This window comes from Novosphingobium resinovorum, assembly GCF_001742225.1.
In the GTDB taxonomy this organism is placed as follows: domain Bacteria; phylum Pseudomonadota; class Alphaproteobacteria; order Sphingomonadales; family Sphingomonadaceae; genus Novosphingobium; species Novosphingobium resinovorum_A.
The window spans coordinates 2,903,665-2,925,409 of the sequence record NZ_CP017075.1; the positions used below are offsets into that span (position 1 = coordinate 2,903,665).

Consider the following 21,745-nt stretch of genomic DNA (forward strand, 5'->3'; position numbering starts at 1 on the left):
TCAAAAAAGCGTGATAATTCCAAGGGTTGGATCAGTCCACCCCTCATAGATCATCTTGACCGCGACATAGAGGATCACGGCAAGCCCGACCCATCCGATCCAGCGATACCGCTCGATGTACCGCGCAATGAAATTCGCGGCGAGGCCCATCATCGCCACCGCAACGATCAGGCCGACGATGAGGATACCGGGATGCTCCCGCGCGGCACCGGCCACGCCGAGCACGTTATCGATCGACATCGACACGTCCGCCACCGCCACCGAAATGGCGGCTGAAGCGAAGCTTTTGGAAGGCGCGAGACCGGAGCGTTCGTCGCCCTCGATCTCGGGCGAGCCGACGGAATGCTCGCCCACCGGGCTATGGTGCAGTTCGCGGTACATCTTCCACGCGACCCACAGCAGCAACAGGCCGCCGGCGAAGACGAGGCCGACTATGCCCAGCAGCCAGGTCACCACCAGCGCGAAGCCGATGCGCAGGACCAGCGCGGCGAGGACACCGATGGCGATGACCTTCTTGCGCTGGTCTGCCGGGAGCCCCGCCGCCAGTGCGCCGACGACGATCGCGTTGTCGCCCGCAAGGACGACGTCGATCATCAGCACCTGGAGGAACGCGGAAAGCGCCGCCGGGGTGCCGATGTTCGCAAAGTCGGTGACGATGTGGTGCCAGATCTCCGCCGGGCTCTGGATACCCCCTGCCGCTTGGGGTGCTGCGGCAAGGATCGTCAGGATATCCAACATCGTCTCCCCGGGCGCCTACTGGTTCATCGTGGCGAAGAAGTCCTCGTTGGTCTTGGAGTCCTTCATCTTGTCCAGCAGGAACTCCATCGCGTCGATGGTGCCCATCTGCATGAGAATGCGGCGCAGGACCCACATCTTGGTGAGCTGATCCTTCGCCACGAGCAGTTCTTCCTTGCGGGTGCCGGACTTGCCGACGTCGAGCGCCGGGAAGATGCGCTTGTCGGCCACCTTGCGGTCGAGGACGATTTCCGAGTTACCGGTGCCCTTGAACTCTTCGAAGATGACTTCGTCCATGCGGCTGCCGGTGTCGATCAGGGCGGTGGCGATGATGGAAAGCGAGCCGCCTTCCTCGATGTTGCGCGCGGCGCCGAAGAAGCGCTTGGGGCGTTGCAGGGCGTTCGCGTCGACACCGCCGGTCAACACCTTGCCCGAGCTGGGCACCACGGTGTTGTAGGCGCGGCCGAGACGAGTGATCGAGTCCAGCAGGATGACCACGTCGCGCTTGTGCTCGACGAGGCGCTTGGCCTTCTCGATCACCATTTCGGCGACCTGGACGTGGCGCTGCGCGGGTTCGTCGAAGGTGGAGGAGATGACCTCGCCCTTCACGCTGCGCTGCATGTCGGTGACTTCCTCGGGGCGCTCGTCGACGAGCAGGACGAGGAGGAACACCTCGGGGTGGTTGTCGGTGATGGCCTTGGCCATGTTCTGCAGCAGCACGGTCTTGCCCGTGCGCGGCGGCGCCACGATCAGCGCGCGCTGGCCCTTGCCCTGCGGCGAGACGAGATCGATCACGCGGGCCGACTTGTCCTTGACCGTGGGGTCGAGGGAGTCGAGGCGGAGGCGCTCGTTCGGATAGAGCGGCGTCAGGTTGTCGAAGTTGACGCGGTGGCGCACCGCGTCGGGATCGTCGAAGTTGACGCTCATCAGCTTGGTGATGGCGAAGTAGCGCTCGCCCTCCTTGGGGGCGCGGATTTCGCCTTCGACGGTATCACCGGTGCGCAGGCCCCATTTACGGACCTGGTTCGGCGAGACGTAGATGTCGTCGGGGCCGGCGAGGTAGTTCGCCTCGGCATTGCGCAGGAAGCCGAAACCGTCGGTCAGCACTTCGATGGTGCCCTGTCCGATGATTTCCTCACCGTCTTCGGCCACTTCCTTGAGGATGGCGAAGATCAGGTCCTGGCGGCGCAGCGTGGAGGCGCTTTCGACGCCCAGTTCCTCTGCCATTTCGACCAGCTCGGCCGATGACTTCTTCTTGAGTTCTTTGAGATGCATTTTCGTGAATTCCAGATGGATTTGTAGTGTCGGCCGGCGGGATCGATGGGCTTGGGGAAAGCAGATCCAGGCAGGAGACAAAGGCTCGCGCCCTGTTGCCGGAACGCCGCTCAGATACGCATTCGCGGCGGCTCGGTCAACGAGTCAATCCGCAGGGCGGCAGGCCGGTGGGGTGAATCGAAATCGAGGCGCGAAAGCCCACCCCCAACCCCTCCCGCAAGCAGGATGGGAGCGAGACTTGCCGAGCCGAAGGCGAAGCTAGTCGCAGCGGGGTGGGCCTAGCGAGCGCCCTCGTACTTGTCCTTCCAAGTCTCGAACTGCCCTGCGAGCGGGTCCAGCTGGGCATGACAGCGCGCCTTGTCGGCCTGATAGGTCTGTGCCCCGTACCCCGGCGCCTCGAGGATCGCGTCCAGCGCGGCAGTGATGTCCAGTTGCGGGGAACGCGCCTGAATCCGGCCGAAGTAGTACAGCGCGCCGCCGTCCACTTTCGTCCGCAAGTCCCCCTGCACCTTCCCGGCCGCAACCGAGAGATAGGCCAGACAGTGAAGATCGTCCTGATCTGCCTGCGGCAGCGCGGAGAGAGACAACGCGGCGGCAAGCAGGGAAACGATCATCACTTCACTCCGTTCAGAACGGCTTCACGACCACCAGAATGACGATCACCACCGCCGCCAGGCCCGGAACCTCATTCAGGAGGCGCAGCTTCTTGCCGGTCAGCGGCCGCTCGCCGCGCGCCAGCTTCTTCGCATAACCGACCAGCCAGCCGTGATAGCCCGAGAGAGCCACCACGAAGAGCAACTTGGCATGAAGCCACCCTTGATCGAACGCACCGATCGAAAGCGCTGTAAGCACCCCCAGAACCCACGTGAGCACCATCGAGGGCGTCAGGATGATCGACCGCAGCTTCGCCTCGCGATCGACCCAGCGCGCTTCCTCCGCCGAGCCGGGATCGCTCTCCTGGTGATAGACGAAATAGCGCGGCAGCATGAACAGCCCCGCCATCCAGAAGATCACGAAGATGACGTGCCCGGCCTTGAGCCAGGGATAGAGACTTGCGAGAATTGCCATGGTGGAAGCCCTTTAGCGCGTCGTCATGCCAGTCTCAACCGAGACTCAACGCTCCCAGCTGCGAACGATCGCCAGCAACTGCTCGACATTCGCGATCGGGGTGAACTGGCCGATGCCGTGGCCGAGGTTGAACACGTGGGGACGGTCCGCGAATGCGTCAAGCACCGCGCGGGCCTGCCGGTCGAGGTCCTCGCCGCCCGCCAGCAGGAGCAGCGGATCGAGATTGCCCTGCACCGGCAGCCCTTGGGGAAGTTCGCGCGCGGCCCAGATCGGGTCGATGGTCTCGTCGATTCCGACCGCGTCGACTCCGGTTTCGCGGGCATAGGCGGGAAGTTTCTCGCCCGAGCCCTTCGGGAAGCCGATGATCGGAGTCTCGGGGTGACGCGCCTTCACGGCAGCGGTGATCGCGGCATTGGGGGCGATCACCCAGCGCTCGAACTGCGCGGGCGAGAGACTGCCTGCCCATGAATCGAACAGCTGCACCGCTTCGGCGCCGGCCTCGATCTGGCCGCACAGGTATTCCACGGTCACCTGAATCACCGCATCGATGATTGCTCCGAAGGCGCCCGGATCGCGATAGGCCATGGCGCGGGTGTCGTGCTGGTCGCGACTCCCCTCGCCTGCCACCATGTAGGTCGCGACGGTCCAGGGCGAACCGGCGAAACCGAGCATCGTCTTGTCGCTATCGAGCGCCACGCGAACCTTCCGCACGGTCTCGTAGATCGGCGAAAGACGCTCGGGCACCTGAGTCAGCCCCTCCAGCGCATTGTCCACAAGCCGGGGAGTCAGTTTCGGCCCCTCTCCGGCGAGGAACTGGAGGTCCTGCCCCATCGCGTAAGGCACGATGAGGATGTCGGAGAACAGAATGGCGCCATCGAAGCCGAAACGGCGGATCGGTTGCAGGGTGATCTCGGCGGCGGCGTCCGTATCGTAGACGAGCGCGAGAAAACCGCCCTTTTCGGCGCGCAACTCGCGGTATTCGGGCAAGTAGCGGCCAGCCTGGCGCATGAGCCACAGCGGCCGCCTGCGCGCGTTGTTTCCGCGCAGAGTTTCGAGGAGGATTCCGGGCATCGCGTCACGTCCCAACAAAAAAAATAGAAATTTTATATAAGGATGATGGAGTCTGTTGGCCCTGTGGATATCGGGGATTGGCTCGCCTTGCCCGATTTACCCCCGGATGAACAGATTGAAGAGTCAGATGCGACTCTTGGACGAGAGTGAGTCAACGAAAGGTTGTTCGCCTTGTCCACAGGGTGTGGGAAGAGTCGGCCCGCCTGTCCAGAAACTGACTCGGTGAATCCCCATAGCGGGCAGGAAATGCCGCTGAGGAGTTTTCACCGAGTTGTCACCGGGCTCCTCCCATGGTTTATGCCGCCACATATCCACACCCCTTGCCCTTCGGAGGCCCTGAGCCGGCATGGCGCGTTTCCACCTGCACCTCCTGTCAGATTCCACCGGCGAAACGCTGGAGATGATCGCCAAGGCGGCCCTCGCGCAGTTCGACGACGACGGTGAAGTCCTGCGGCATTTCTGGCCGATGGTCCGCTCGCAGCAGCACCTCGATCGGATCATGGGCGAGATTTCCGCGAACCCGGGCCTCGTCTTCTTCACCCTGGTCAACGAGGAGACGCGCGGGCGCCTCGAAGAGAGGTGCCAGCAACTCGGCCTGCCAGCGATCGCGGTGCTCGACGGGGTGACCGACGCGCTCGAGGCGCTGCTGGGGCAGGAGGCGAAGGGACGTCCGGGCCGCCAGCACCGGCTCGACGACGCCTATTTCGCGCGCGTCGATGCGATCCAGTTCACCATTGCCCACGACGATGGCGTTTTGTGGGAAGAGTGGGAGGAAGCCGACATCCTGCTCGCCGGGGTGTCGCGCACCAGCAAGACGCCGACCTCGATCTACCTCGCCAATCGCGGGTACAAGGTGGCGAACATTCCGATCGTCGTCGAAAGCCCGCCGCCGCAGATGCTGTTCGGGCTGCGCCATCCGCTGGTGGTCGGCCTGACGACCGCGCCCGATCGGCTGATCCAGATCCGCCGCAACCGCCTGCTCTCGCTCAGCCAGTCGCCCGACACCGACTATGTCGCGACCGATGCGGTGGAGAGCGAGCTGAAATATGCGCGGCGCATGTTCGCGGACAATTCCTGGCCGGTGATCGACGTCACCCGCCGCTCGATCGAGGAGACCGCCGCGGCGGTGATCAACCTCTATAACGAACGCAAGGCGGCGGGCCAGACCGGCCAGGTCGGCCCGAAGCCCATCTGACAGAGTTTTCCATGATCGTTCTTGCATCCCAGAGCGGCTCGCGCCGCGCCATGCTCGAAGCGGCGGGCATCGCCTACCGCGCCCAGCCCGCCCATGTCGACGAACGCGGGATCGAGGCGGCGCTCGGCGATGCCTCCGCGCCCGAAGTCGCGTTGGAACTCGCGAAGGCAAAGGCCCTGAATGTTTCACGTGAAACATCGGGTGCGGTCGTGCTCGGTAGCGATTCCCTCGTGTCCTGCGGTGAGCGGCGGTTCGACAAGCCCGCCAGCCGGGAGAACGCGGCCGAGCATCTGCGCTTCTTCTCGGGTAAGGTGATGGAGCTGCACAGCGCGGCTGCCCTCGTGCGCGATGGCGAAGTGCTCTGGGCGGAGAACGCGGTGGCGCAGTTGCATGTCGCGGATTTGTCCGATGCCTTCATCGAGAGCTACCTCGACGCGGAATGGCCCGAAGTCGGTGCCTGCGTCGGCGTCTTCCGGATCGAGGGACGCGGCGTGCAGCTGTTCGAGAAGATCGACGGCGACTATTTCACGATCCTCGGCATGCCGCTGCTCAAGGTGCAGGCGGCGCTGCGCGGATTGGGAGTCCTGACGCGATGACACGCTATGCCGAAGTGATCGGCGATCCGATCGCGCAGTCCAAGTCGCCCGCGATCCACAATTTCTGGCTTGCCGAGCTGGGGATCGAAGGCCGCTACGACCACTGCCTCGTCAAGCTGGAGGACCTCGGCGACTATCTCGCGAAGCGCCGCGCCGATCCCGACTGGCGCGGTTGCAACGTGACGATGCCGCACAAGCTGTCGATCCTGCCGCTCATGGACCGGCTCGACCCGCTCGCCGCGCAGATCGGCGCGGTCAACACCGTCGTGCGCGAGTCCGACGGCACCCTTACCGGCTACAACACCGACGCGCCGGGATTCCTGGAGCCGGTGCGCGATGAACTGGCGAAGACGCACCTGTTCCGCATGGCGCGCATCCTCGGGACCGGCGGCGCGGCGCGGGCGATCATCGCGGCGCTGGCCAACGAGCACTTCGTCATCGTCCTCGCGGGCCGCGATCCGGCCAAGGCGCGCGCCATGCTCGACGAACTCGCGCCGGGCGGCGAGCACCACGCCATCGGCCTCGACCACTTCGCCGACGCCACCGACTTCGCCTTCGACGACCGCGAGCAGTGCTTCGACCTCGTCGTCAACGCCAGCCCGCTCGGCATGACCGGGCAGCCGCCGCTGGCCTTCGACTTCAGCCACGCGCCGCCGCGCAGCGTGGTCTACGATATCGTCACCAGTCCGCTCGACACGCAGTTCCTGCAGGATGCACGCGGCGCCGGATTCGAGACGGTGGACGGCCTTTCCATGCTGATCGGGCAGGCGGACTCGGCATTCATGCATTTCTTCGGCGCCCGCCCTCCCCGCGACCGCGATGCCGCTCTGCGCGAGCTGATTCTGTCATGAAAATTATGGGTCTGACCGGATCGATCGGCATGGGCAAGTCGACCGTCGCGCAGATGCTGCGCGACCTCGACGTGCCGGTGTTCGATGCCGATGCGGCGGTGCACGAACTGCAGGGTCCGAACGGCGCGCTGGTGCCGCTGATCGAGGCGGCCTTTCCCGGCACTACGGATGCGTCAGGTGTCGTTAGACCCCTGCTGGGTGCCGTCGTGTTCCAGGACAAGGACAAGCTCGCGACTCTGGAGCGAATCGTCCACCCCGCCGTCGCGGCGATGCGGGGGGACTTCCTGCGGGACAATGCCGAGGCGCCGCTGGTCGTCTTCGACATTCCGCTGCTCTACGAAAAGGGCAGCGAAAAGGGCCTCGATGCGGTCGCGGTAGTGTCCGCCCCGGGCGGGGAACAGCGCCGCCGGGTGCTCGCGCGGCCGGGCATGACTGCAGAAAAATTCGAGCAGATTCTGGCACTTCAGGTGCCCGATGCCGAGAAGCGCGCGCTTGCCGACTACGTGATCGACACCGGCACTACGCTCGATGCGACCCGCGAACAGGTGGCCGGTATCGTGCAGGCGCTGAGGCGAGCCGAATAATCCGCTCCAGCCCCTTGCACATGGGGGCGCACAGGCAGATATGGAGAGGGATGAGAGAGATCATCTTCGACACCGAAACGACCGGCTTCGACCCGAAAAACGGGGACCGCATGGTGGAAATCGGCTGCATCGAGATGGTCAACCGGGTGGTGACCGGGCGCACCTACCACGCCTATTTCAACCCAGAACGCGGCATGCCCGCGGAGGCAGAGGCGGTGCACGGCCTGTCCGACGCCTTCCTCGCCGACAAGCCCCTGTTCTCGGCCTGCGCGCAGGAATTCCTCGACTTCATCGAGGACAGCGCGATGGTGGCGCACAACGCCAACTTCGACTTCAACTTCATCAACGCCGAGCTGAAGCTATGCGGGCTTCCCGAGGTTTCGCGTGAGCGCATGGTCGATACCGTGGCGCTCGCCAAAGTGCGCCATCCCGGCGCCAAGCTCTCGCTCGACGCGCTTTGCAGTCGCTACGGGATCGACCGCAGCCACCGCACCAAGCACGGCGCGCTGCTCGACTCCGAACTGCTTGCCCAAGTTTACGTGGAACTGCGGGGAGGCCGTCAGATCGGCCTCGAACTTTCTGCAGAAACCACTGAGATCGTGACGGAAATCAAGGTTCTCAACACGAAGAACCGTATTTTCCGTCAGCCGCGTCCCCACGCGGCTACCGAGGCGGAACTCTCTGCGCACGCAGAGTTTCTCAAGTCGGTCGATACCCCGCTCTGGGGTGCCTGAACTCTAAGTCTAAGGAGAAACGCCCATGGATATCCGCGTCTCTGGTCACCAGGTCGAAACCGGCGAGGCCCTGCAGGTCCACGCCAACGACAAGCTCACGGCGATCATCGAGAAGTATTTCAACCGGGCGCTGTCGTCTCACGTCACTTTCGGCCGAGCGCCGGCCGGGGCGTTCAAGTGCGACATCATCATGCACGTGATGCAGAACCTCGTGCTCAAGGGCAGCGGCATGGCGCAGGACGCGCATGTCGCCTGCGATCAGGCCGCCGAGAAGATCGACAAGCAGCTGCGCCGCTACAAGCGCCGCCTGAAGGACCGCTCCGAACAGACGGCCCATGCCAATGCGGCCGAGGACGCCGCCTACACGATCTTCGAGGAGAACGTCGCAGACAACGACACGGACGACCTCGAAGCCGACGCCCCGGTGGTCATTGCCGAAACCCGGGTGGACGTTCCCGAAGCCACCGTTTCGGACGCGGTAATGATGCTCGACTTGCGCAATACTACGGCTCTCTTCTTCAAAAATGCTGGCACCGGGCGGCATAATATGGTCTACCGCCGCGGTGATGGGTCGATCGGCTGGGTCGAACCGCACTGACGCTTTTCGCGCACAGCTTCTGATCGCAACGAGAGGAAGAAACGAACCCCCGGTTTTCCGCCGGGGGTTTCGGAGCATGCAATGTTGGCAACCGGTCAAGTATCAGAAACGCAATGAGTGGGCTTTTTTCGCTGGCGCCCGAGGCTGTCATCACCCTCGACGCGGACAGCAAGGACATCATCCTGGACCGCCTCGCGGCTCGGTTCGCTTCGGTCTATGGTCTCGACCATCAGGCTGTGCTGGCGCGCATCACCGAGCGTGAGCAGCTTGGCAGCACCGGGTTCGGGCGACGCATCGCCATCCCCCATGCGCGCATGGCCGGGCTGACGCGTCCCGTTGCCGTGTTCATGCGCCTCGCTTCCCCGGTCGAATTCGAAGCCGCGGACGGCGTGCCGATCGACCTCGTGTTCGGCCTGCTCTCCCCCGAAGGAGCGGGCGCGACCCACCTTCATGCTCTGGCGGCGATCTCGCGCATGATGCGTGACGAGCGCATGCACGAAGCTCTGCTGGCCGCTCCGGGCACCGAAGCGCTCTACAGCCTGCTGAGCAACGTCATCGACCGCGATGCAGCCTGAAGACACTGCCGAAGGCCAGATTCAGGGCGGCGCCGGGCTTCACTGGCGCGCGCTGGAGGGGCTCTATGCCTCCGCCCCCATCAACCAGATGTTCCGCTCAAAGCTGGAAATCGTCGGCGATGGGCATGCGCGCATCACGTTCCTGGTCGAGCCCGACTGTTTCCATGCGGCCGGGGCGGCGCACGGGACCATCTATTTCAAGATGCTCGACGATGCGGCTTTTTACGCCGCCAACACTCACGTCACCGATCGCTTCCTGCTGACGACCTCGTTCAACCTGCACTTGTCCAAGCCCATCAAGGGCGGCCGTATCGTGTGCGAGGGCCGCTGGGTGAGCGGTCGCCGCCGCGTGCTGGTGGCCGAGTCCTGGCTGATCGACGAGGACGGCGAGGAATGCGGGCGCGGCACCGGAACGTTCATGCGATCGCGCATCGCGCTCTCCAGCCTGCCCGGCTATTCGATTCCGCAAGCCTGATGGATTCCCGCCTCCCCGCTCACCTCGAGGTTTCCGCGCTGATTCGCCGCGTCAATGGCGAGGGCGGATTCGCGACGGTGCTGGCTAAAGGCGAACAGGACGCCGGGACGATTCTTGTCGTTCTTTCGCACAATGGATCGAATGTGCGCCTTCATGAACGGATGCCCGAACTCGACGGCACCCGGCGCTGGCGCTGCTCCAAGACTCAGGATCCTGAAAACCCGTTCGAATTTCAGGAGTACCTAGACCGGCGCAAGCGTCAGGACCCCGACGTGTGGATCGTCGAACTCGATGGCGCAGACGCCGAACGCTTCATCGGGGCCTGACCCGGTGCGGGTTGACTTGCCCGGCCCACAGCCTAAAGGCCCCCTTCACTGACGCGAAAGCGGCTCGGACAGCACTTCGGCTTGTCCGGCTAGCACGCAGACGGGGAATCGTCGGCAGGCTCGACGGAAACAGAACGTCACTTCGTGGCATTCCGTTCCAGCCTGTGTCGGACCGGTTCACCGCCTTTGATCAAGTTTGAATGCGAAAGAAAGTTGAGTGGGCGAGCGCGATTGCGCTGGCCGCGACGGTTCTCACCGCTCTTCTAGGCGCCACGGGCTCGGGCGCCGCCGCATCGGATTTCATTCCGACGCTGGTAGAAACGAAGCCCGCCCCGCAGTTCGTTTCCGAACCGGTCGTGCAGGCGCTTCCCGCCGCCGAGACCGAGACCGAGGAAGCAGACGCCCCCGATGCGGATTCCCTTCAGGAACTGGTGTCTCAGCAGGAGACGCCGGATGACATGTCGCGCGACATGCGCTGCCTGGCCGGCGCGATCTACTTCGAAGCACGCGGTGAATCGCTGGAAGGCCAGCTCGCCGTTGGCCGTGTGATCGTCAACCGCACCAAGTCGGGCCGCTTCCCGACGAGCTATTGCGGCGTGGTCTACCAGCCCTCGCAGTTCTCGTTCATTCGCGGCCGCTCGATGCCTGCCGTGCGCGAGAATTCGCCCAGCTGGCAGGAAGCCGTCGCGATCGCCCAGATCGCCGAGGACGGCGCCTGGAAGAGCAAGGCCAAGGGTGCGCTGTTCTTCCACGCCAAGCGCGTGTCGCCGCGCTGGAGCAAGCTGACGAAGCTGGCTCAGGTGGATAACCACATCTTCTATCGCTGATCGCTGACCCTCCCTGTTCCGTAGGAATGGGGAGGTGGCAGCCCGCAGGGCTGACGGAGGGGTTTTCCCCTCCACCACCGACTTCGTCGGCGGTCCCCCTCCCCATCACTTCGCGACGGGGAGGATTTTTTGTTTCAGGCGGCCTTCAGTTCGACCCACACAGGCGCATGGTCGCTGGCCTTTTCCCGCCCGCGATGAACCTTGTCGACACCGCACGCCGCCAGCCGGTCCGCCAGTTCGGGCGAGAGCAGCGAGTGGTCGATGCGGAAGCCGTGGTCGCGTTGCCAGGCGCCTGCCTGATAGTCCCAGTAGGTCCACACGCCGCCGCGCGGGTTGTGCGTGGCGAGCGCGTCGGTCCAGCCGTCTCCGAGGAGGCGGAAGTAGGCGTCCCGCGATTCCGGCTGCATCAGCGCGTCGGAGGCCATTGCAGAGGACGTCCAGACGTCGCGGTCGGTCGGGATGACGTTGTAGTCGCCGGTGATGATGGCCGGCACTTCCTCGGCCTTGATCACGTCCATGCGGCGGCGCAGGCGTTCCATCCAGCGCAGCTTGTAGTCGAACTTGGGGCCGGGCAGCGGATTGCCGTTGGGCAGGTAGATGCACACGACCCGCACGCCGAAGACCTGCGCTTCGAGATAGCGCGAATGTTCGTCCTCGGGCTCGCCATCGAGGCCGCGCTGGACTTCGACGGGCATTTCCCCGTCGGCGAGGATGGCGACGCCGTTGAAGCCCTTCTGGCCGTGCCAGATGCCCTTGTAGCCCAGCTTTTCGAACTCGGCGATCGGGAAGCCTTCGTCCTGCGTCTTGATCTCCTGCAGGCAGGCGACGGCGGGACGGGTTTCCTCGAGCCATTCGAGCAGACGGGGCAGGCGTGCCTTGACGCCGTTGATGTTGAAGGTGGAGATCCTCATACCGAGAAGCTGGACCCGCAGCCGCAGCCTGCGGCGGCATTCGGGTTTTCCACCCGGAACGCCGCGCCGCCCAGCGACTCCACGAAATCGACGACGCAGCCCTGGACGAGGTCGAGGCTGACCGAGTCGACGAGGAGCTTCACCCCGTCGGTCTCGGCCACGCTGTCGTCCGCGTCGGGGGCGTCGGCGAGGCCGAACTTGTACTGGAAGCCCGAGCAGCCCCCGCCTTCGACGGCAAGCCGCAGGATTGCGGGCTTGCCCTGCTTGCTCGCGATCGCGGCGACGCGCGCGGCGGCCGAGGGGCTGAGAGTCACGGTCTGCTGTTCCATGCGTCCGATGTAGGCGCGGCCTGACCCTTCGACAAGCTCGGGGTGACCCTTCGACAGGCTCAGGGTGAGCGGACGTGGTGCCACACCTTCAACTCCGCTCAGGTTGAGCCTGTCGAAGCCCTTACGCCGTCTGGATGTAATCCCGCATCGCGGCAGCCTCGTTCTCGATCTTGTCGATCCGGTATTTCACCAGATCGCCGATCGATACGAACCCGATCATGCGCCCGTTCTTCACCACGGGCAGGTGGCGAATGCGGCGGCGGGTCATCAGCGACAGCGCCGCCATGACCGAGGTTTCGGGCTCGATGGTCACGGGCAGCGCGGTCATGATGTGGCCGAGCGGCATGTCGAGCATGTCGGCGCCCAGTTCGCGCAGTTTGTAGATTACGTCGCGTTCGGAGAAGATTCCGGCGATTTCGCCGTTTTCCATCACCGGCACTGCGCCGATTCTCTTTTCGGCGAGGATTCCGGCGGCCTCGCGCACGGTCATGGCAACGTCGCAGGTGACTACGGCATCGCGGCCTTCGATAATTCGACCGATGGTCATCGTCAGCTCTCCCTGTTCCTGAAAGGAGCCTCTGTTCCCGCAGCTTGCCCCCGGGGCGGAGCGTATCACAGCCGCGTCGGACTCGTCACGTCATGCTTGCGATGAGACGCCGTCAGGCCCAGATAGGGCGCGATGATACCGTCTTCGCCCCTCGACGATCCCGGCAAGGCTGCCCATGCCTGGGCGCGCTACCTGCGCATCATGCGCTGGATGATGACGATCACGGTCGGGCTGGTGATCGGGTCGATAATCCTGCTGTACCGCTCCAACGGGATGGTCTCGATCCACTTCTACATCGCGACCGCGCTGGGCATCGGTTTCACCATGCTGCTGGCCTCGGCGCTGATGGGGCTTGCTTTCCTGTCGAGCGGGACCGGGCATGACGAGGCGATCGTCGATCCGCTCGAGGATGATGATCCTTACAAGTAAGGGCCCGCCGTCAGCCACACCCCGCTGCGACTAGGGAGCAAGCTCCCAAGTCTCGCTGCCCCTCCCGCAAGCGGGAGGGGAGATGTGCGTCAGCCCTCCCGCTTGCGGGAGGGCTGGGAGGCTTGAGAGCGTAGCGATCTAGCCGGACGGGGTGAGCCTCAATCTCCCGGCGCGTGCAGTCGAAACTCCTCGACCGGCTCCCCTCCGATGAGGTGCTGCTGGATGATCCGCTCCAGCACGTCCTCGTCGCACGAGTGATACCAGACTCCGTCCGGCCACACGACCGCGACCGGCCCGGCGTGGCAGATGCGCAGGCAGTCCGCCTTGGTACGGGCCACGCCGCCCTTTCCGTCCAGCCCGAGCTGCTTGAGCCGCTTCTTGAGGAACTTCCACGCGGCCTGCCCCTTCTCGGGCGAGCAGCATTCGCCCTTTTGCGGTTCGGCGCATATGAAGATGTGGCGGCGGATCATGTCGCTGCCGGTCTTGGCGAAGGCTTCCTCGGCCTTGGCGATGGCGTGGTGGCTCATGGCCGCAGTTTCCATTCCTCGGTCTGGCTGGCGAAAGTGGCGGGCATCAGCGCAGGGCCGTCCTCGCCGACCGTTACCATCGTGGAGCGGGAGAACGCGACGATCCGGTCGTCCTGCGTCACCAACTGGACGAGGCCGTGGCTGGAACGCCCGACCTGCTCGATGGCGGTATGGACGGTCAGGGCATCGGGATAGTGCGCCTCGCCGAGATATTCGATGCCGATGCTGACGATCATCGAGGACAGACCGACAAGTCCCTCGCGATAGCGACTGGCACGGTGAAAGCGCACGCGGCCATCCTCGAGGAATCCGGCCATCGCCACGTTGTTGATGTGCATGTTGACGTCGAGATCGCCGAAGCGCGGCTCGATGCGACAGGAAAACGGGTAACGCGCGGGATCGAGCAGCGCGGGATCGGGTTTCGGCATACCCGGTGAAGGTAGGAAGTGCGGGGCCTCAGGTCCAGCCCGTCCGCACGATGGGGCTTCGACAAGCTCAGCCGTGACCCTTCGACAAGCTCAGTGTGAGCGGGTGTAGTTGTAAACCTCTCAACGCCGCTCAGGCTGAGCTTGTCGAAGCCCCATCAGCCCTTCTTGCCGACGATCCGCGCGATTTCGGCAGCGACGAGGCGTTCGACCATAGCCGGCAGGTTGCGGTCAAGCCATTCGGTCAGTGCCGGGCGGAGAAGCTCCTTGGCGAGCGCCTCCAGCGAGGTTTCTCCCGAACGGACGATCTGCGGCTGCGCGCCGGGCTCGGACAGCATGGCGAGCGCGGCGAGCGATTCGCGCATCGAATCGCGCGCCTGATCGTGCAGCAACGGGCCTTCGTCGGTCTCGCCCGCTGCGGTAATCTGCGAGGCTTCCTGGAGTTCGAGCACATCGTCCTCATCCTCGTCGGCGTAGAGCGGTTCCGGCTCGCGCATCAGGCGTTCGGTGCGGCTGGTACGGGTTTCGAGGCGGGAATCGCGCGCGATGACCTGCTTGATCGACTGGAGGATCTCCTCGACCGAAGGTTCACCGTTCTGACGCATCTGCCTAAATCCCTGTAGTCCCGCGCATCCAAGTCCTTATCCGCAAACGGGATCAGGGCTCCTGCGAAGCGGGAATGTTGCCGTCCTGCACCGGCGTGTCAACGGTGCGCGTGGACCGGGCCACTGGCGCATCGTCGTCGTCCCAGTCGAAGAACTTGCCGCGCACGCGTTCGTAATTGACGTCGGGATCGTAGAGGGTGCCGCCGTCGAGGCCCAGATCGCGCGCCTCGGCCTTGCCCATCGCCGCGAGCAGGGAGAACCCGGCGACGTAGGCATTGCGCCGCGCGGTCACCAGCGTGACCTGCGCGTTCAGCAATTCCTGCTCGGCATTGAGGATGTCGAGGATCGTGCGCCGACCCACCGAATTCTCCGCCTTCACGCCTTCGAGGCTCAGCGTCGCCGCATCCACTGCGACTTGCGAGGAGCGGATCAGGTCGTTCGACGCGACGTAGGAGGTGAAGGCCGAGCGGACTTGCGCGATCACGTCGCGTTCGGTGGCGATTTCCTGCTCCAGCGTGGCCGAAGCCGTCGCCTGTGCCTGGCGACGCTGCGCGGCGGGAAGGCCACCCTGGAAGATCGGGATCGACAGCTGCGCCCCGGCCTGCGCAGACGAATCGCTTTGCGCCACGCTCGCGTTCACCGCGCCGCGCGCCAGCGTGTTGAAGTAGTTGTTGTACGTGCCCTGGCCGAAGAGCCGTAGCGTCGGCAGGCGGCTGGCGCCCGCGACGTCGATGTCCTTGTCCGCGGCCTTGCTGCGTTCGCGTGCGGCGATGATGTCCGGGTTCGCATCGAGCGCGATCGTCGCCGCTTCGCTGGCGTTGGCGGGCAGGTTCGGCAGCGGCGGCGGCGCGTCGAGCGCTTCGGGTGCATGACCGACGAACCGGATGTAGGTTTCGCGCGCGGCGGCAAGGTTGGCTTCCGCCGTCAGCAGGTCGCTCTTCGCAGTCGCTAGGCGCGACTGCGATTGGGCGACGTCGGTGCGCGTGAGGTTGCCGATCTGGAACCGGTCGTTGGTCGCATCGAGATTGGTCTGCAGGACCGCCACGTTCTTGCGGTTAAGCCCGGCGATCGCTTCCGTGCGGATCACGTCCATGTACGCCGCGACGACCTGCGAGAAGACGGAAGCCTCCGTGCCGCGCAGATCGGCCTGACCGGCGCCGACGCGCAGCTTGGCAGCCTTGACCCGGTTCCTGACCGCGCCGCCCGAATAGATCGGCACGCCCAGCTGGGCGTCCGCCGTGAATATCTTCGAGGGAGCCGTGAGCGAGTTTTCGCTTTGCTTCAGGTTCTTGGTGTAAGTTTCGGTCGTGCTGAGGCTGGGTAGCCCTGCAGCCCTGGCGATCGGCACGCCTTCGTCGGTGGCGCGCTGCTGGGCGCGCGCCGATTCCAGCGTGGGATTGGTCTGATAGGCGGAAACGAGCGCATCGCGCAGGGTGTCGGCCCGCGCAGGCGCGCCGGCCGTCAGTATCAGACATCCCCCCGCGAGCAGCCCGGAACGCCACGCGATCCGGGCCATGCTCAGAAGCTCCAGCGTTTGGGAGCGGCGAATTCGGGAAGCACGGGAATCCCCAGCTCCGCCAGCGGCAGCAGCGAGGTCACGCCGCCTGCCTTGGTGCCGGCCGCAAGGCGGGTCACGCCGCGCTCGGTCACGCCGGTGACCACGCGGCCACCCTCGGCGAGACGTGCGGAGAGGGCATCGGGGAGCACTTCGATGGCGCCGTCGATGACGATGAGGTCGTATGCGCCCGAAGCGGCTTCATCGGCAGCGGCAGGTGCTACCGCGTCGAGCGAGCCGACCAGCGGACGCAGCAGCGTGGCGAGGTAGCCTTCGCCGTCGCCGACGATCAGCGCCTTGTCGGTCTTCGCCGGAACGGCTTCCTGCAGCATCTTGCCCTGCACCAGCGGGGCGCCGAGGAACTTGCCATCGCCCAGCGGCACGGCGCGGTCGATATAGGCGGCGTCGCGCAGTTCGGCGGGCACGAAGTTTTCACGTGGAACACCGGCCATCGCTTCCAGCACCCAGGGCTCGTTCACGCCGCTGGTCCGCAGCTGGCTGACGATCATGGCGCGACGGGCGGCAGAAAAGTCGGTGGCAGGAGCCGACCGGTCCTCGGTCAAGGTCATTCGTGTATTCCCTCACTCGCTCGCGGGGCTTGCGGCAGATCGCTGCAATCGCGAAGACGACACTATGCGGCCGCTTCTATGCGAACCGGCCTCTCAGGCCAAGCCCCATGAAACAACGCCCGTCGATCCGATCAAGCACTTTGACGATCACGCCCATGCGGCTTATGGAGCGGCAAAAATCCGACGTTATCCGCCAGATCGGGCCAAGAAGACCGGAGAATTCCATGACAGAAATGGTGACCATCCGCGAAGAGGACCTCATCGAGTCCGTCGCCGACGCATTGCAGTATATCAGCTACTACCACCCGATGGATTACATCCGCGCGCTGGGCGACGCCTACGAAGCGGAGCAGGGCCCGGCGGCCAAGGACGCCATCGCCCAGATCCTGACCAACAGCCGCATGTGCGCCGAGGGTCACCGCCCGATCTGCCAGGACACCGGCATCGTCAACGTCTTCATCGAGTGGGGCCAGAACTGCCGCCTCGAATCCGACCGCTCGCTTCAGGACGTGGTCGATGACGGCGTGCGCCGCGCCTACAACCACCCCGAGAACAAGCTGCGCGCATCGGTGCTGGCCGATCCCGCCTTCACCCGCCGCAACACCAAGGACAACACCCCTTGCGTGCTGTCGGTGGAGATGGTCCCGGGCTCGAAGATCTCGGTCGACGTCGCGGCCAAGGGCGGCGGGTCTGAGAACAAGTCCAAGTTCAAGATGATGAATCCCAGCGATTCCATCGTCGACTGGGTCATCGAGATGCTGCCCCAGATGGGTGCCGGCTGGTGCCCGCCGGGCATGCTGGGCATCGGCATTGGCGGCACCGCCGAGCACTGCGTCAAGCTCGCCAAGCAGAGCCTGATGGAGCCGATCGACATGGCCCAGCTCAAGCAGCGCGGCCCGCAGAACGACATCGAGGCGCTGCGCATCGAGATCTTCGACAAGGTCAACGCGCTCGGCATCGGCGCGCAGGGCCTGGGCGGCCTTGCCACGATCCTCGATGTCAAGATCCTCGACTGGCCGTGCCATGCTGCGGGCAAGCCCGTCGCGATGATCCCGAACTGCGCCGCCACCCGCCACGCGCACTTCACGCTGGACGGTTCCGGCCCGAGCTTCCTCGAGACGCCGAACCTCGACGAATGGCCCAAGGTCGAGTGGAAGCCCAGCAAGGAAGCGATCAAGGTCAACCTCGACACGCTGACCGCTGAGGAAGTCCAGAGCTGGAAACAGGGCGACCGCCTGCTGCTCAACGGCAAGATGCTGACCGGGCGCGACGCCGCGCACAAGCGCATCGCCGACATGCTGGCCAAGGGCGAGGAACTGCCGGTCGATTTCAAGGGCCGCGTGATCTACTACGTCGGCCCGGTCGATCCGGTGCGCGAGGAAGTCGTCGGCCCGGCCGGCCCGACCACCGCCACCCGCATGGACAAGTTCTCCGACACCATGCTCGACCTCGGCCTGCTCGCCAGCATCGGCAAGTCCGAGCGCGGCCCGGCGGCGACCGAGTCCATCGCCAAGCACAAGTCGGCCTATCTGATGGCGGTCGGCGGCGCCGCCTACCTCGTCGCCCGCGCGATCAAGGAAGCCAAGGTCGTCGGCTTCGCGGACCTCGGCATGGAGGCAATCTACGAATTCACCGTGCAGGACATGCCGGTGACCGTGGCCGTCGATTCCGAAGGCAAGAACGTCCACACGCTGGCCCCGCCGGTGTGGAAGACCAAGATCGCCGAGGAACACCTGCTGGCGTAACCGATTGCCCCCTCCTCCTGATGAGGAGGGGGCTTCGACAAGCTCAGCCCGAGCGGAATATAGAGTCCGCTCAGGCTGAGCTTGTCGAAGCCCCTTCGGCTAGACCCCCCCTTCGACCAACGACAATCTCCGTCCGATGGAAGGTGTGGTGCGACGAACCGTTTTCGCGCTAGACCGGGCGGTAATGTCCGAAGCAGCACCCCCTCCCCGCGTTCCGGCGCGGCTCGTCCTCCTGTCGCTGGCGGCCTTGTGGGCCTGCTACTTCATCGTGGCCAGCTTGCGCGGTCTGGTCATGGGGTTCGACCTCGACTGGTCGTTCCTGTCGCGGCGCCTGACGATCTGCATCGTCTCGATGCTGGTGATGGCCGCCGTCTGGCCGCTGCTGCAACTGCTGGATCGCAAATCGGGCCGGGTCCGCTTCGCCATCGTGCTGATCGGCGCTTTCCCGCTGTCGCTGGTGCTCAGCATCGTCAACGATGTGATCTTCTCCGACATAGAACGCCCGGCAGCCTACGGCAGCGAGGAAGATGCGGCAGCAGTGGCTGCGGGCAACGTGCGCATCACGCAGGACGAGGCCGGCAACATCCTGGTGGACCTGCCCAAGATCCTGCCGCCGCCCGCTCCCCCCGCCCCGCCAGCACCTGGATCCAGCGAGGTTCCGGACGAGCCGACGGATGCGCCGAGCGAGGAAAGCGGCGCAGCCCAGCCGCAGCACTCCTCGGCGATCACGATCAAGACCAACTCTGCCCTCGGCGCCAATTTCGGGCGCTGGGCGAACATCGCCGACACGGCGTTCGGCCGCTATTTCCTCGTGCTCGCGTGGGTGGCGCTCTACTTCGCGCTCGCCAAGGCCGAGGAGGCCCGCGCGGCAGAACGGCGCGAGGGCGAATACCGCCGCGCCGCCGAACAGGCCGAACTGCGTTCGCTGCGCTATCAGGTGAATCCGCACTTCCTGTTCAACACGCTCAATTCGCTGTCGGCGCTGGTCATGGTCGGACGGCAGGACGATGCCGAAGAGATGATCCAGACGCTGTCGACGTTCTACCGCCGCACTTTGTCAGGTGATCCCACCAACGATCTTTCGCTGGTTGACGAGATAGAGCTGCAGCGCCTTTACTTCGCGATCGAGGCAGTCCGCTTCCCCAATCGATTGCTAACGCATATCGATATTGACGAGGCCGTTCTCGATGCGAAAGTTCCGGGCATGATATTGCAACCACTCGTCGAGAATTCCGTGAAGTATGCCGTCGCCGCGACGCAGCGGCCGGTGACCATTGCCATCGAGGCGCGGCGCGAGGGTGGCCAGCTCGTCGTCGCCGTCCATGACGATGGACCCGGAGAGATGAGCGGCGAGTTGAAGAGCAAGACCGAGGGTTGCGGCATCGGCCTCAACAACGTGCGCGACCGCCTGCGGGCGCGTTACGGCGAGGCTGCGACGATCTCCTACGGCAAGCGCCCGAACGGCGGTTTCGCGACGATCCTGCGCATGCCGCTGGAGGCGGGTAATGTCTGAGCCCGAAGGCGCGGCGCCTGCCGCTCCCCTGCGCACCCTGATCGTCGACGACGAGCCGCTGGCGGTCGAGCGCATGCAGGTGATCTGCTCCCGGATCGAAGGAATTTCCGTGATCGGCACGGCGAGCGACGGCCAGGCCGCGCTGCGGCTGATCGATGCGCTGACGCCTGATCTGGTGCTGCTCGACCTGACGATGCCGGAGACCGACGGGCTCACCGTGGCGCGCACGCTGGGTGGTCGGCCGGACGCTCCGGCGGTGATCTTCGTGACCGCGCACGATGAGTTCGCGGTCGAGGCGTTCGATCTCGATGCGGTGGACTATGTCCTCAAGCCGGTGGCGCCTGATCGCCTGCAGCGCGCCGTGACCCGCGTGGTGTCGCGCCGGGGCGAGCGGGCGCAGGTTCCGGCGCTCAGCCAGTGGCTCGACGAATTCTGGGTGCCGCACCGATCCGAACTGGTGCGTGTGCCCGCCGCCGAAGTCCAGCGCATCGATGCCGAGCGCGATTACGTGCGGCTGCATGTGGGGGCGCAGAGCTACCTGCTGCTCCAGACCATCACCAGTCTGGAGGAGCGCCTCGACCCCGAGCGGTTCATCCGTATCCATCGCAGCTGCATCCTGCAACGCATCCACGTTTCGGGCTTGCGCCACGAAGGGCTTGGCGTCTGGTCGGCGGAAACGGCGGACGGAGAGGCCTTGCGGATCGGTCGAACGTATCTTCCCGGCGTAAAGAAAATGGCGGGCCGCTAAGCCCGCCATCAGGATTTTTCCGGGTCTTTTCTTCTTTTGGGACCTGGATTGATGGGGTTTAAGCCTTAGCCGCCGAGGCGGGTGTCGTCGGCCTTGTCGATCGCGGCGGCGACCTGCTGCTGCACGTTCAGGCGGGCCTGACGGTAGCACTCGGTGTCGACGTTGCTGTCGATGTGGGTGCCCGTCGTCGGACGGCTGACGCGGCAGACGCTGCGGGCGGCCTTGTTGATACGCTTCTGCAGCATGCCCTGCCCTTCGACGGTGCCGAGGTCGAGGTCGGCGTAGCGGACTTCGACGCTCTTGGCGAAGGCGGCCGGGGCCGAGAACAGGCCGACGGTGCAGAGGGCTGCGGCGGCGAAGATGGCGGTCTTGGGTGCGGTCTTGAACATGGTATTTTCCTCCTCACGGTGTGAGCCGTGGGGAAGAACTGTGTTCCGTCCGGCTCGATGAGTGTGATGTGCCTCACACCCGGCGGACGATCACGCGAAGGTCGATTGCGGGCAGAAGTGATCCGACGAAGGCGCAGGCAGACGGACCAACGACATTTGTAGTCGACGAACGACATGCAAGATGATGACGCGTCGTGCGCCACGGGCGATCGAATCGTGCGCAAGGCGGTGGCGCTGTCGCCGCGCAGTCGATAGACTGGCCGCACATGACCCCCCTGATCCTCGTATTCTGCCTCGGAATCGTCAATTTCGCCGCGCACAAGGCGCTGCTCGAAAGCAACCACCCGATGCTGATGCATGTGCCGTGGTTCTTCCAGGCGCTTGGCGGGCGGCTGAGCCTCATCGTCGAGTTCGTAATGCTGGTCGGCGTGATGATCGTCGCGGCGTCGGGATCGACCGGCTGGGCGCTGCTCTACGCGCTCTATACCGCCCTCAATGGCGTGTCCGCCTGGCTGGTCTTCAGCGGGCGCGTTTGAAGGGAAC

General features: G+C 65.0%; 29 protein-coding genes. 15 read left to right on the forward strand and 14 right to left on the reverse strand.

Annotated elements, in window-relative coordinates:
- From BES08_RS13585 to hemE, 5 genes are all read right to left on the reverse strand, one after another.
- Positions 1-738, reverse strand: a complete 738-nt coding sequence (locus BES08_RS13585; protein WP_081799005.1) for a TerC family protein — start codon at positions 736-738, stop codon at positions 1-3.
- A 15-nt stretch (positions 739-753) separates the two neighbouring features.
- Positions 754-2,010, reverse strand: coding sequence for a transcription termination factor Rho (gene rho / locus BES08_RS13590; RefSeq protein WP_008832527.1), 1,257 nt, complete (start codon positions 2,008-2,010; stop codon positions 754-756).
- Positions 2,011-2,288: 278 nt separating this feature from the next.
- Positions 2,289-2,624 carry a hypothetical protein gene (locus tag BES08_RS13595; RefSeq protein ID WP_069709262.1) on the reverse strand — a complete coding sequence of 112 codons (336 nt, stop codon included), beginning with the start codon at positions 2,622-2,624 and terminating at the stop codon, positions 2,289-2,291.
- A 13-nt stretch (positions 2,625-2,637) separates the two neighbouring features.
- Positions 2,638-3,078, reverse strand: a complete 441-nt coding sequence (locus BES08_RS13600; RefSeq protein ID WP_008832525.1) for a CopD family protein — start codon at positions 3,076-3,078, stop codon at positions 2,638-2,640.
- A 45-nt stretch (positions 3,079-3,123) separates the two neighbouring features.
- Positions 3,124-4,149, reverse strand: a complete 1,026-nt coding sequence (gene hemE, locus BES08_RS13605; protein WP_069708616.1) for a uroporphyrinogen decarboxylase — start codon at positions 4,147-4,149, stop codon at positions 3,124-3,126.
- Between the two features lie 346 nt (positions 4,150-4,495).
- On the opposite strand from hemE, the gene BES08_RS13610 reads away from it, so the two are divergent.
- From BES08_RS13610 to BES08_RS13655, 10 genes are all read left to right on the forward strand, one after another.
- Positions 4,496-5,344 carry a pyruvate, water dikinase regulatory protein gene (locus BES08_RS13610; protein WP_008829261.1) on the forward strand — a complete coding sequence of 283 codons (849 nt, stop codon included), beginning with the start codon at positions 4,496-4,498 and terminating at the stop codon, positions 5,342-5,344.
- An 11-nt stretch (positions 5,345-5,355) separates the two neighbouring features.
- Positions 5,356-5,940, forward strand: a complete 585-nt coding sequence (locus BES08_RS13615; RefSeq protein WP_069708617.1) for a Maf family protein — start codon at positions 5,356-5,358, stop codon at positions 5,938-5,940.
- Positions 5,937-6,791, forward strand: a complete 855-nt coding sequence (locus BES08_RS13620; protein ID WP_069708618.1) for a shikimate dehydrogenase family protein — start codon at positions 5,937-5,939, stop codon at positions 6,789-6,791. The genes BES08_RS13615 and BES08_RS13620 overlap by 4 nt, the downstream gene beginning before the upstream one ends.
- On the forward strand, positions 6,788-7,375 hold the full coding sequence (gene coaE, locus BES08_RS13625) for a dephospho-CoA kinase (protein ID WP_069708619.1): 588 nt from the start codon (positions 6,788-6,790) through the stop codon (positions 7,373-7,375). Before BES08_RS13620 ends, coaE begins: the two co-directional genes overlap by 4 nt.
- A gap of 50 nt (positions 7,376-7,425) precedes the next feature.
- Positions 7,426-8,109: a DNA polymerase III subunit epsilon gene (dnaQ, locus tag BES08_RS13630; RefSeq protein WP_008829265.1), complete on the forward strand. Its 684-nt coding sequence runs from the start codon at positions 7,426-7,428 to the stop codon at positions 8,107-8,109.
- Between the two features lie 25 nt (positions 8,110-8,134).
- Positions 8,135-8,707, forward strand: a complete 573-nt coding sequence (gene hpf / locus BES08_RS13635; protein WP_008829266.1) for a ribosome hibernation-promoting factor, HPF/YfiA family — start codon at positions 8,135-8,137, stop codon at positions 8,705-8,707.
- A gap of 113 nt (positions 8,708-8,820) precedes the next feature.
- A complete protein-coding gene (locus BES08_RS13640; RefSeq protein WP_036525647.1) occupies positions 8,821-9,282 on the forward strand; it encodes a PTS sugar transporter subunit IIA in 462 nt (153 codons plus the stop codon).
- A complete protein-coding gene (locus BES08_RS13645; RefSeq protein WP_008829268.1) occupies positions 9,272-9,757 on the forward strand; it encodes a PaaI family thioesterase in 486 nt (161 codons plus the stop codon). Before BES08_RS13640 ends, BES08_RS13645 begins: the two co-directional genes overlap by 11 nt.
- Positions 9,757-10,083, forward strand: a complete 327-nt coding sequence (locus BES08_RS13650) for a DUF1491 family protein (protein ID WP_069708620.1) — start codon at positions 9,757-9,759, stop codon at positions 10,081-10,083. The genes BES08_RS13645 and BES08_RS13650 overlap by 1 nt, the downstream gene beginning before the upstream one ends.
- A 200-nt stretch (positions 10,084-10,283) precedes the next feature.
- The gene (locus tag BES08_RS13655) at positions 10,284-10,910 is read left to right on the forward strand and encodes a cell wall hydrolase (RefSeq protein WP_069708621.1); all 627 of its coding nucleotides are present in this window, start codon (positions 10,284-10,286) and stop codon (positions 10,908-10,910) included.
- A gap of 134 nt (positions 10,911-11,044) precedes the next feature.
- Here BES08_RS13655 and xth read toward each other — a convergent pair whose 3' ends face one another.
- The 3 genes from xth to BES08_RS13670 all read right to left on the reverse strand — a co-directional run bounded on the left by xth (position 11,045) and on the right by BES08_RS13670 (position 12,697).
- Positions 11,045-11,821, reverse strand: a complete 777-nt coding sequence (gene xth, locus BES08_RS13660; protein WP_069708622.1) for an exodeoxyribonuclease III — start codon at positions 11,819-11,821, stop codon at positions 11,045-11,047.
- A complete protein-coding gene (locus tag BES08_RS13665) occupies positions 11,818-12,150 on the reverse strand; it encodes a HesB/IscA family protein (protein WP_036525641.1) in 333 nt (110 codons plus the stop codon). The genes xth and BES08_RS13665 overlap by 4 nt, the downstream gene beginning before the upstream one ends.
- Before the next feature lie 121 nt (positions 12,151-12,271).
- Positions 12,272-12,697, reverse strand: a complete 426-nt coding sequence (locus tag BES08_RS13670) for a CBS domain-containing protein (RefSeq protein ID WP_069708623.1) — start codon at positions 12,695-12,697, stop codon at positions 12,272-12,274.
- A 132-nt stretch (positions 12,698-12,829) separates the two neighbouring features.
- Here BES08_RS13670 and BES08_RS13675 point away from each other — a divergent pair, with 132 nt between their 5' ends.
- On the forward strand, positions 12,830-13,126 hold the full coding sequence (locus BES08_RS13675; RefSeq protein WP_008830917.1) for a hypothetical protein: 297 nt from the start codon (positions 12,830-12,832) through the stop codon (positions 13,124-13,126).
- Between the two features lie 158 nt (positions 13,127-13,284).
- Here the strand turns inward: BES08_RS13675 and BES08_RS13680 are convergent, their stop codons facing one another.
- The 5 genes from BES08_RS13680 to BES08_RS13700 all read right to left on the reverse strand — a co-directional run bounded on the left by BES08_RS13680 (position 13,285) and on the right by BES08_RS13700 (position 16,807).
- Positions 13,285-13,653, reverse strand: a complete 369-nt coding sequence (locus BES08_RS13680; protein ID WP_069708624.1) for a (2Fe-2S) ferredoxin domain-containing protein — start codon at positions 13,651-13,653, stop codon at positions 13,285-13,287.
- Positions 13,650-14,081, reverse strand: a complete 432-nt coding sequence (locus BES08_RS13685) for an acyl-CoA thioesterase (RefSeq protein ID WP_069708625.1) — start codon at positions 14,079-14,081, stop codon at positions 13,650-13,652. Before BES08_RS13685 ends, BES08_RS13680 begins: the two co-directional genes overlap by 4 nt.
- A gap of 155 nt (positions 14,082-14,236) precedes the next feature.
- Positions 14,237-14,683, reverse strand: a complete 447-nt coding sequence (locus BES08_RS13690; protein WP_008830920.1) for a DUF2497 domain-containing protein — start codon at positions 14,681-14,683, stop codon at positions 14,237-14,239.
- 52 nt (positions 14,684-14,735) lie between these two features.
- The gene (locus BES08_RS13695; RefSeq protein ID WP_069708626.1) at positions 14,736-16,199 is read right to left on the reverse strand and encodes a TolC family outer membrane protein; all 1,464 of its coding nucleotides are present in this window, start codon (positions 16,197-16,199) and stop codon (positions 14,736-14,738) included.
- Positions 16,200-16,201: 2 nt separating this feature from the next.
- Positions 16,202-16,807, reverse strand: a complete 606-nt coding sequence (locus tag BES08_RS13700; protein WP_069708627.1) for a protein-L-isoaspartate O-methyltransferase family protein — start codon at positions 16,805-16,807, stop codon at positions 16,202-16,204.
- Between the two features lie 224 nt (positions 16,808-17,031).
- Between BES08_RS13700 and BES08_RS13705 the strand changes: the two genes are divergently transcribed.
- From BES08_RS13705 to BES08_RS13715, 3 genes are all read left to right on the forward strand, one after another.
- Positions 17,032-18,552, forward strand: a complete 1,521-nt coding sequence (locus BES08_RS13705; protein WP_051211511.1) for a fumarate hydratase — start codon at positions 17,032-17,034, stop codon at positions 18,550-18,552.
- A 184-nt stretch (positions 18,553-18,736) separates the two neighbouring features.
- Positions 18,737-20,065, forward strand: coding sequence for a sensor histidine kinase (locus BES08_RS13710; RefSeq protein WP_069708628.1), 1,329 nt, complete (start codon positions 18,737-18,739; stop codon positions 20,063-20,065).
- Entirely contained in the window at positions 20,058-20,813 is a 756-nt protein-coding gene (locus tag BES08_RS13715; RefSeq protein WP_069708629.1) for a LytR/AlgR family response regulator transcription factor, read from the forward strand. Before BES08_RS13710 ends, BES08_RS13715 begins: the two co-directional genes overlap by 8 nt.
- A gap of 65 nt (positions 20,814-20,878) precedes the next feature.
- On the opposite strand, the gene BES08_RS13720 is transcribed toward BES08_RS13715, so the two are convergent.
- On the reverse strand, positions 20,879-21,202 hold the full coding sequence (locus tag BES08_RS13720; RefSeq protein ID WP_008830926.1) for a UrcA family protein: 324 nt from the start codon (positions 21,200-21,202) through the stop codon (positions 20,879-20,881).
- A 266-nt stretch (positions 21,203-21,468) separates the two neighbouring features.
- Between BES08_RS13720 and BES08_RS13725 the strand changes: the two genes are divergently transcribed.
- Positions 21,469-21,738, forward strand: a complete 270-nt coding sequence (locus BES08_RS13725; protein ID WP_036525843.1) for a hypothetical protein — start codon at positions 21,469-21,471, stop codon at positions 21,736-21,738.
- Positions 21,739-21,745 lie beyond the last annotated feature (7 nt).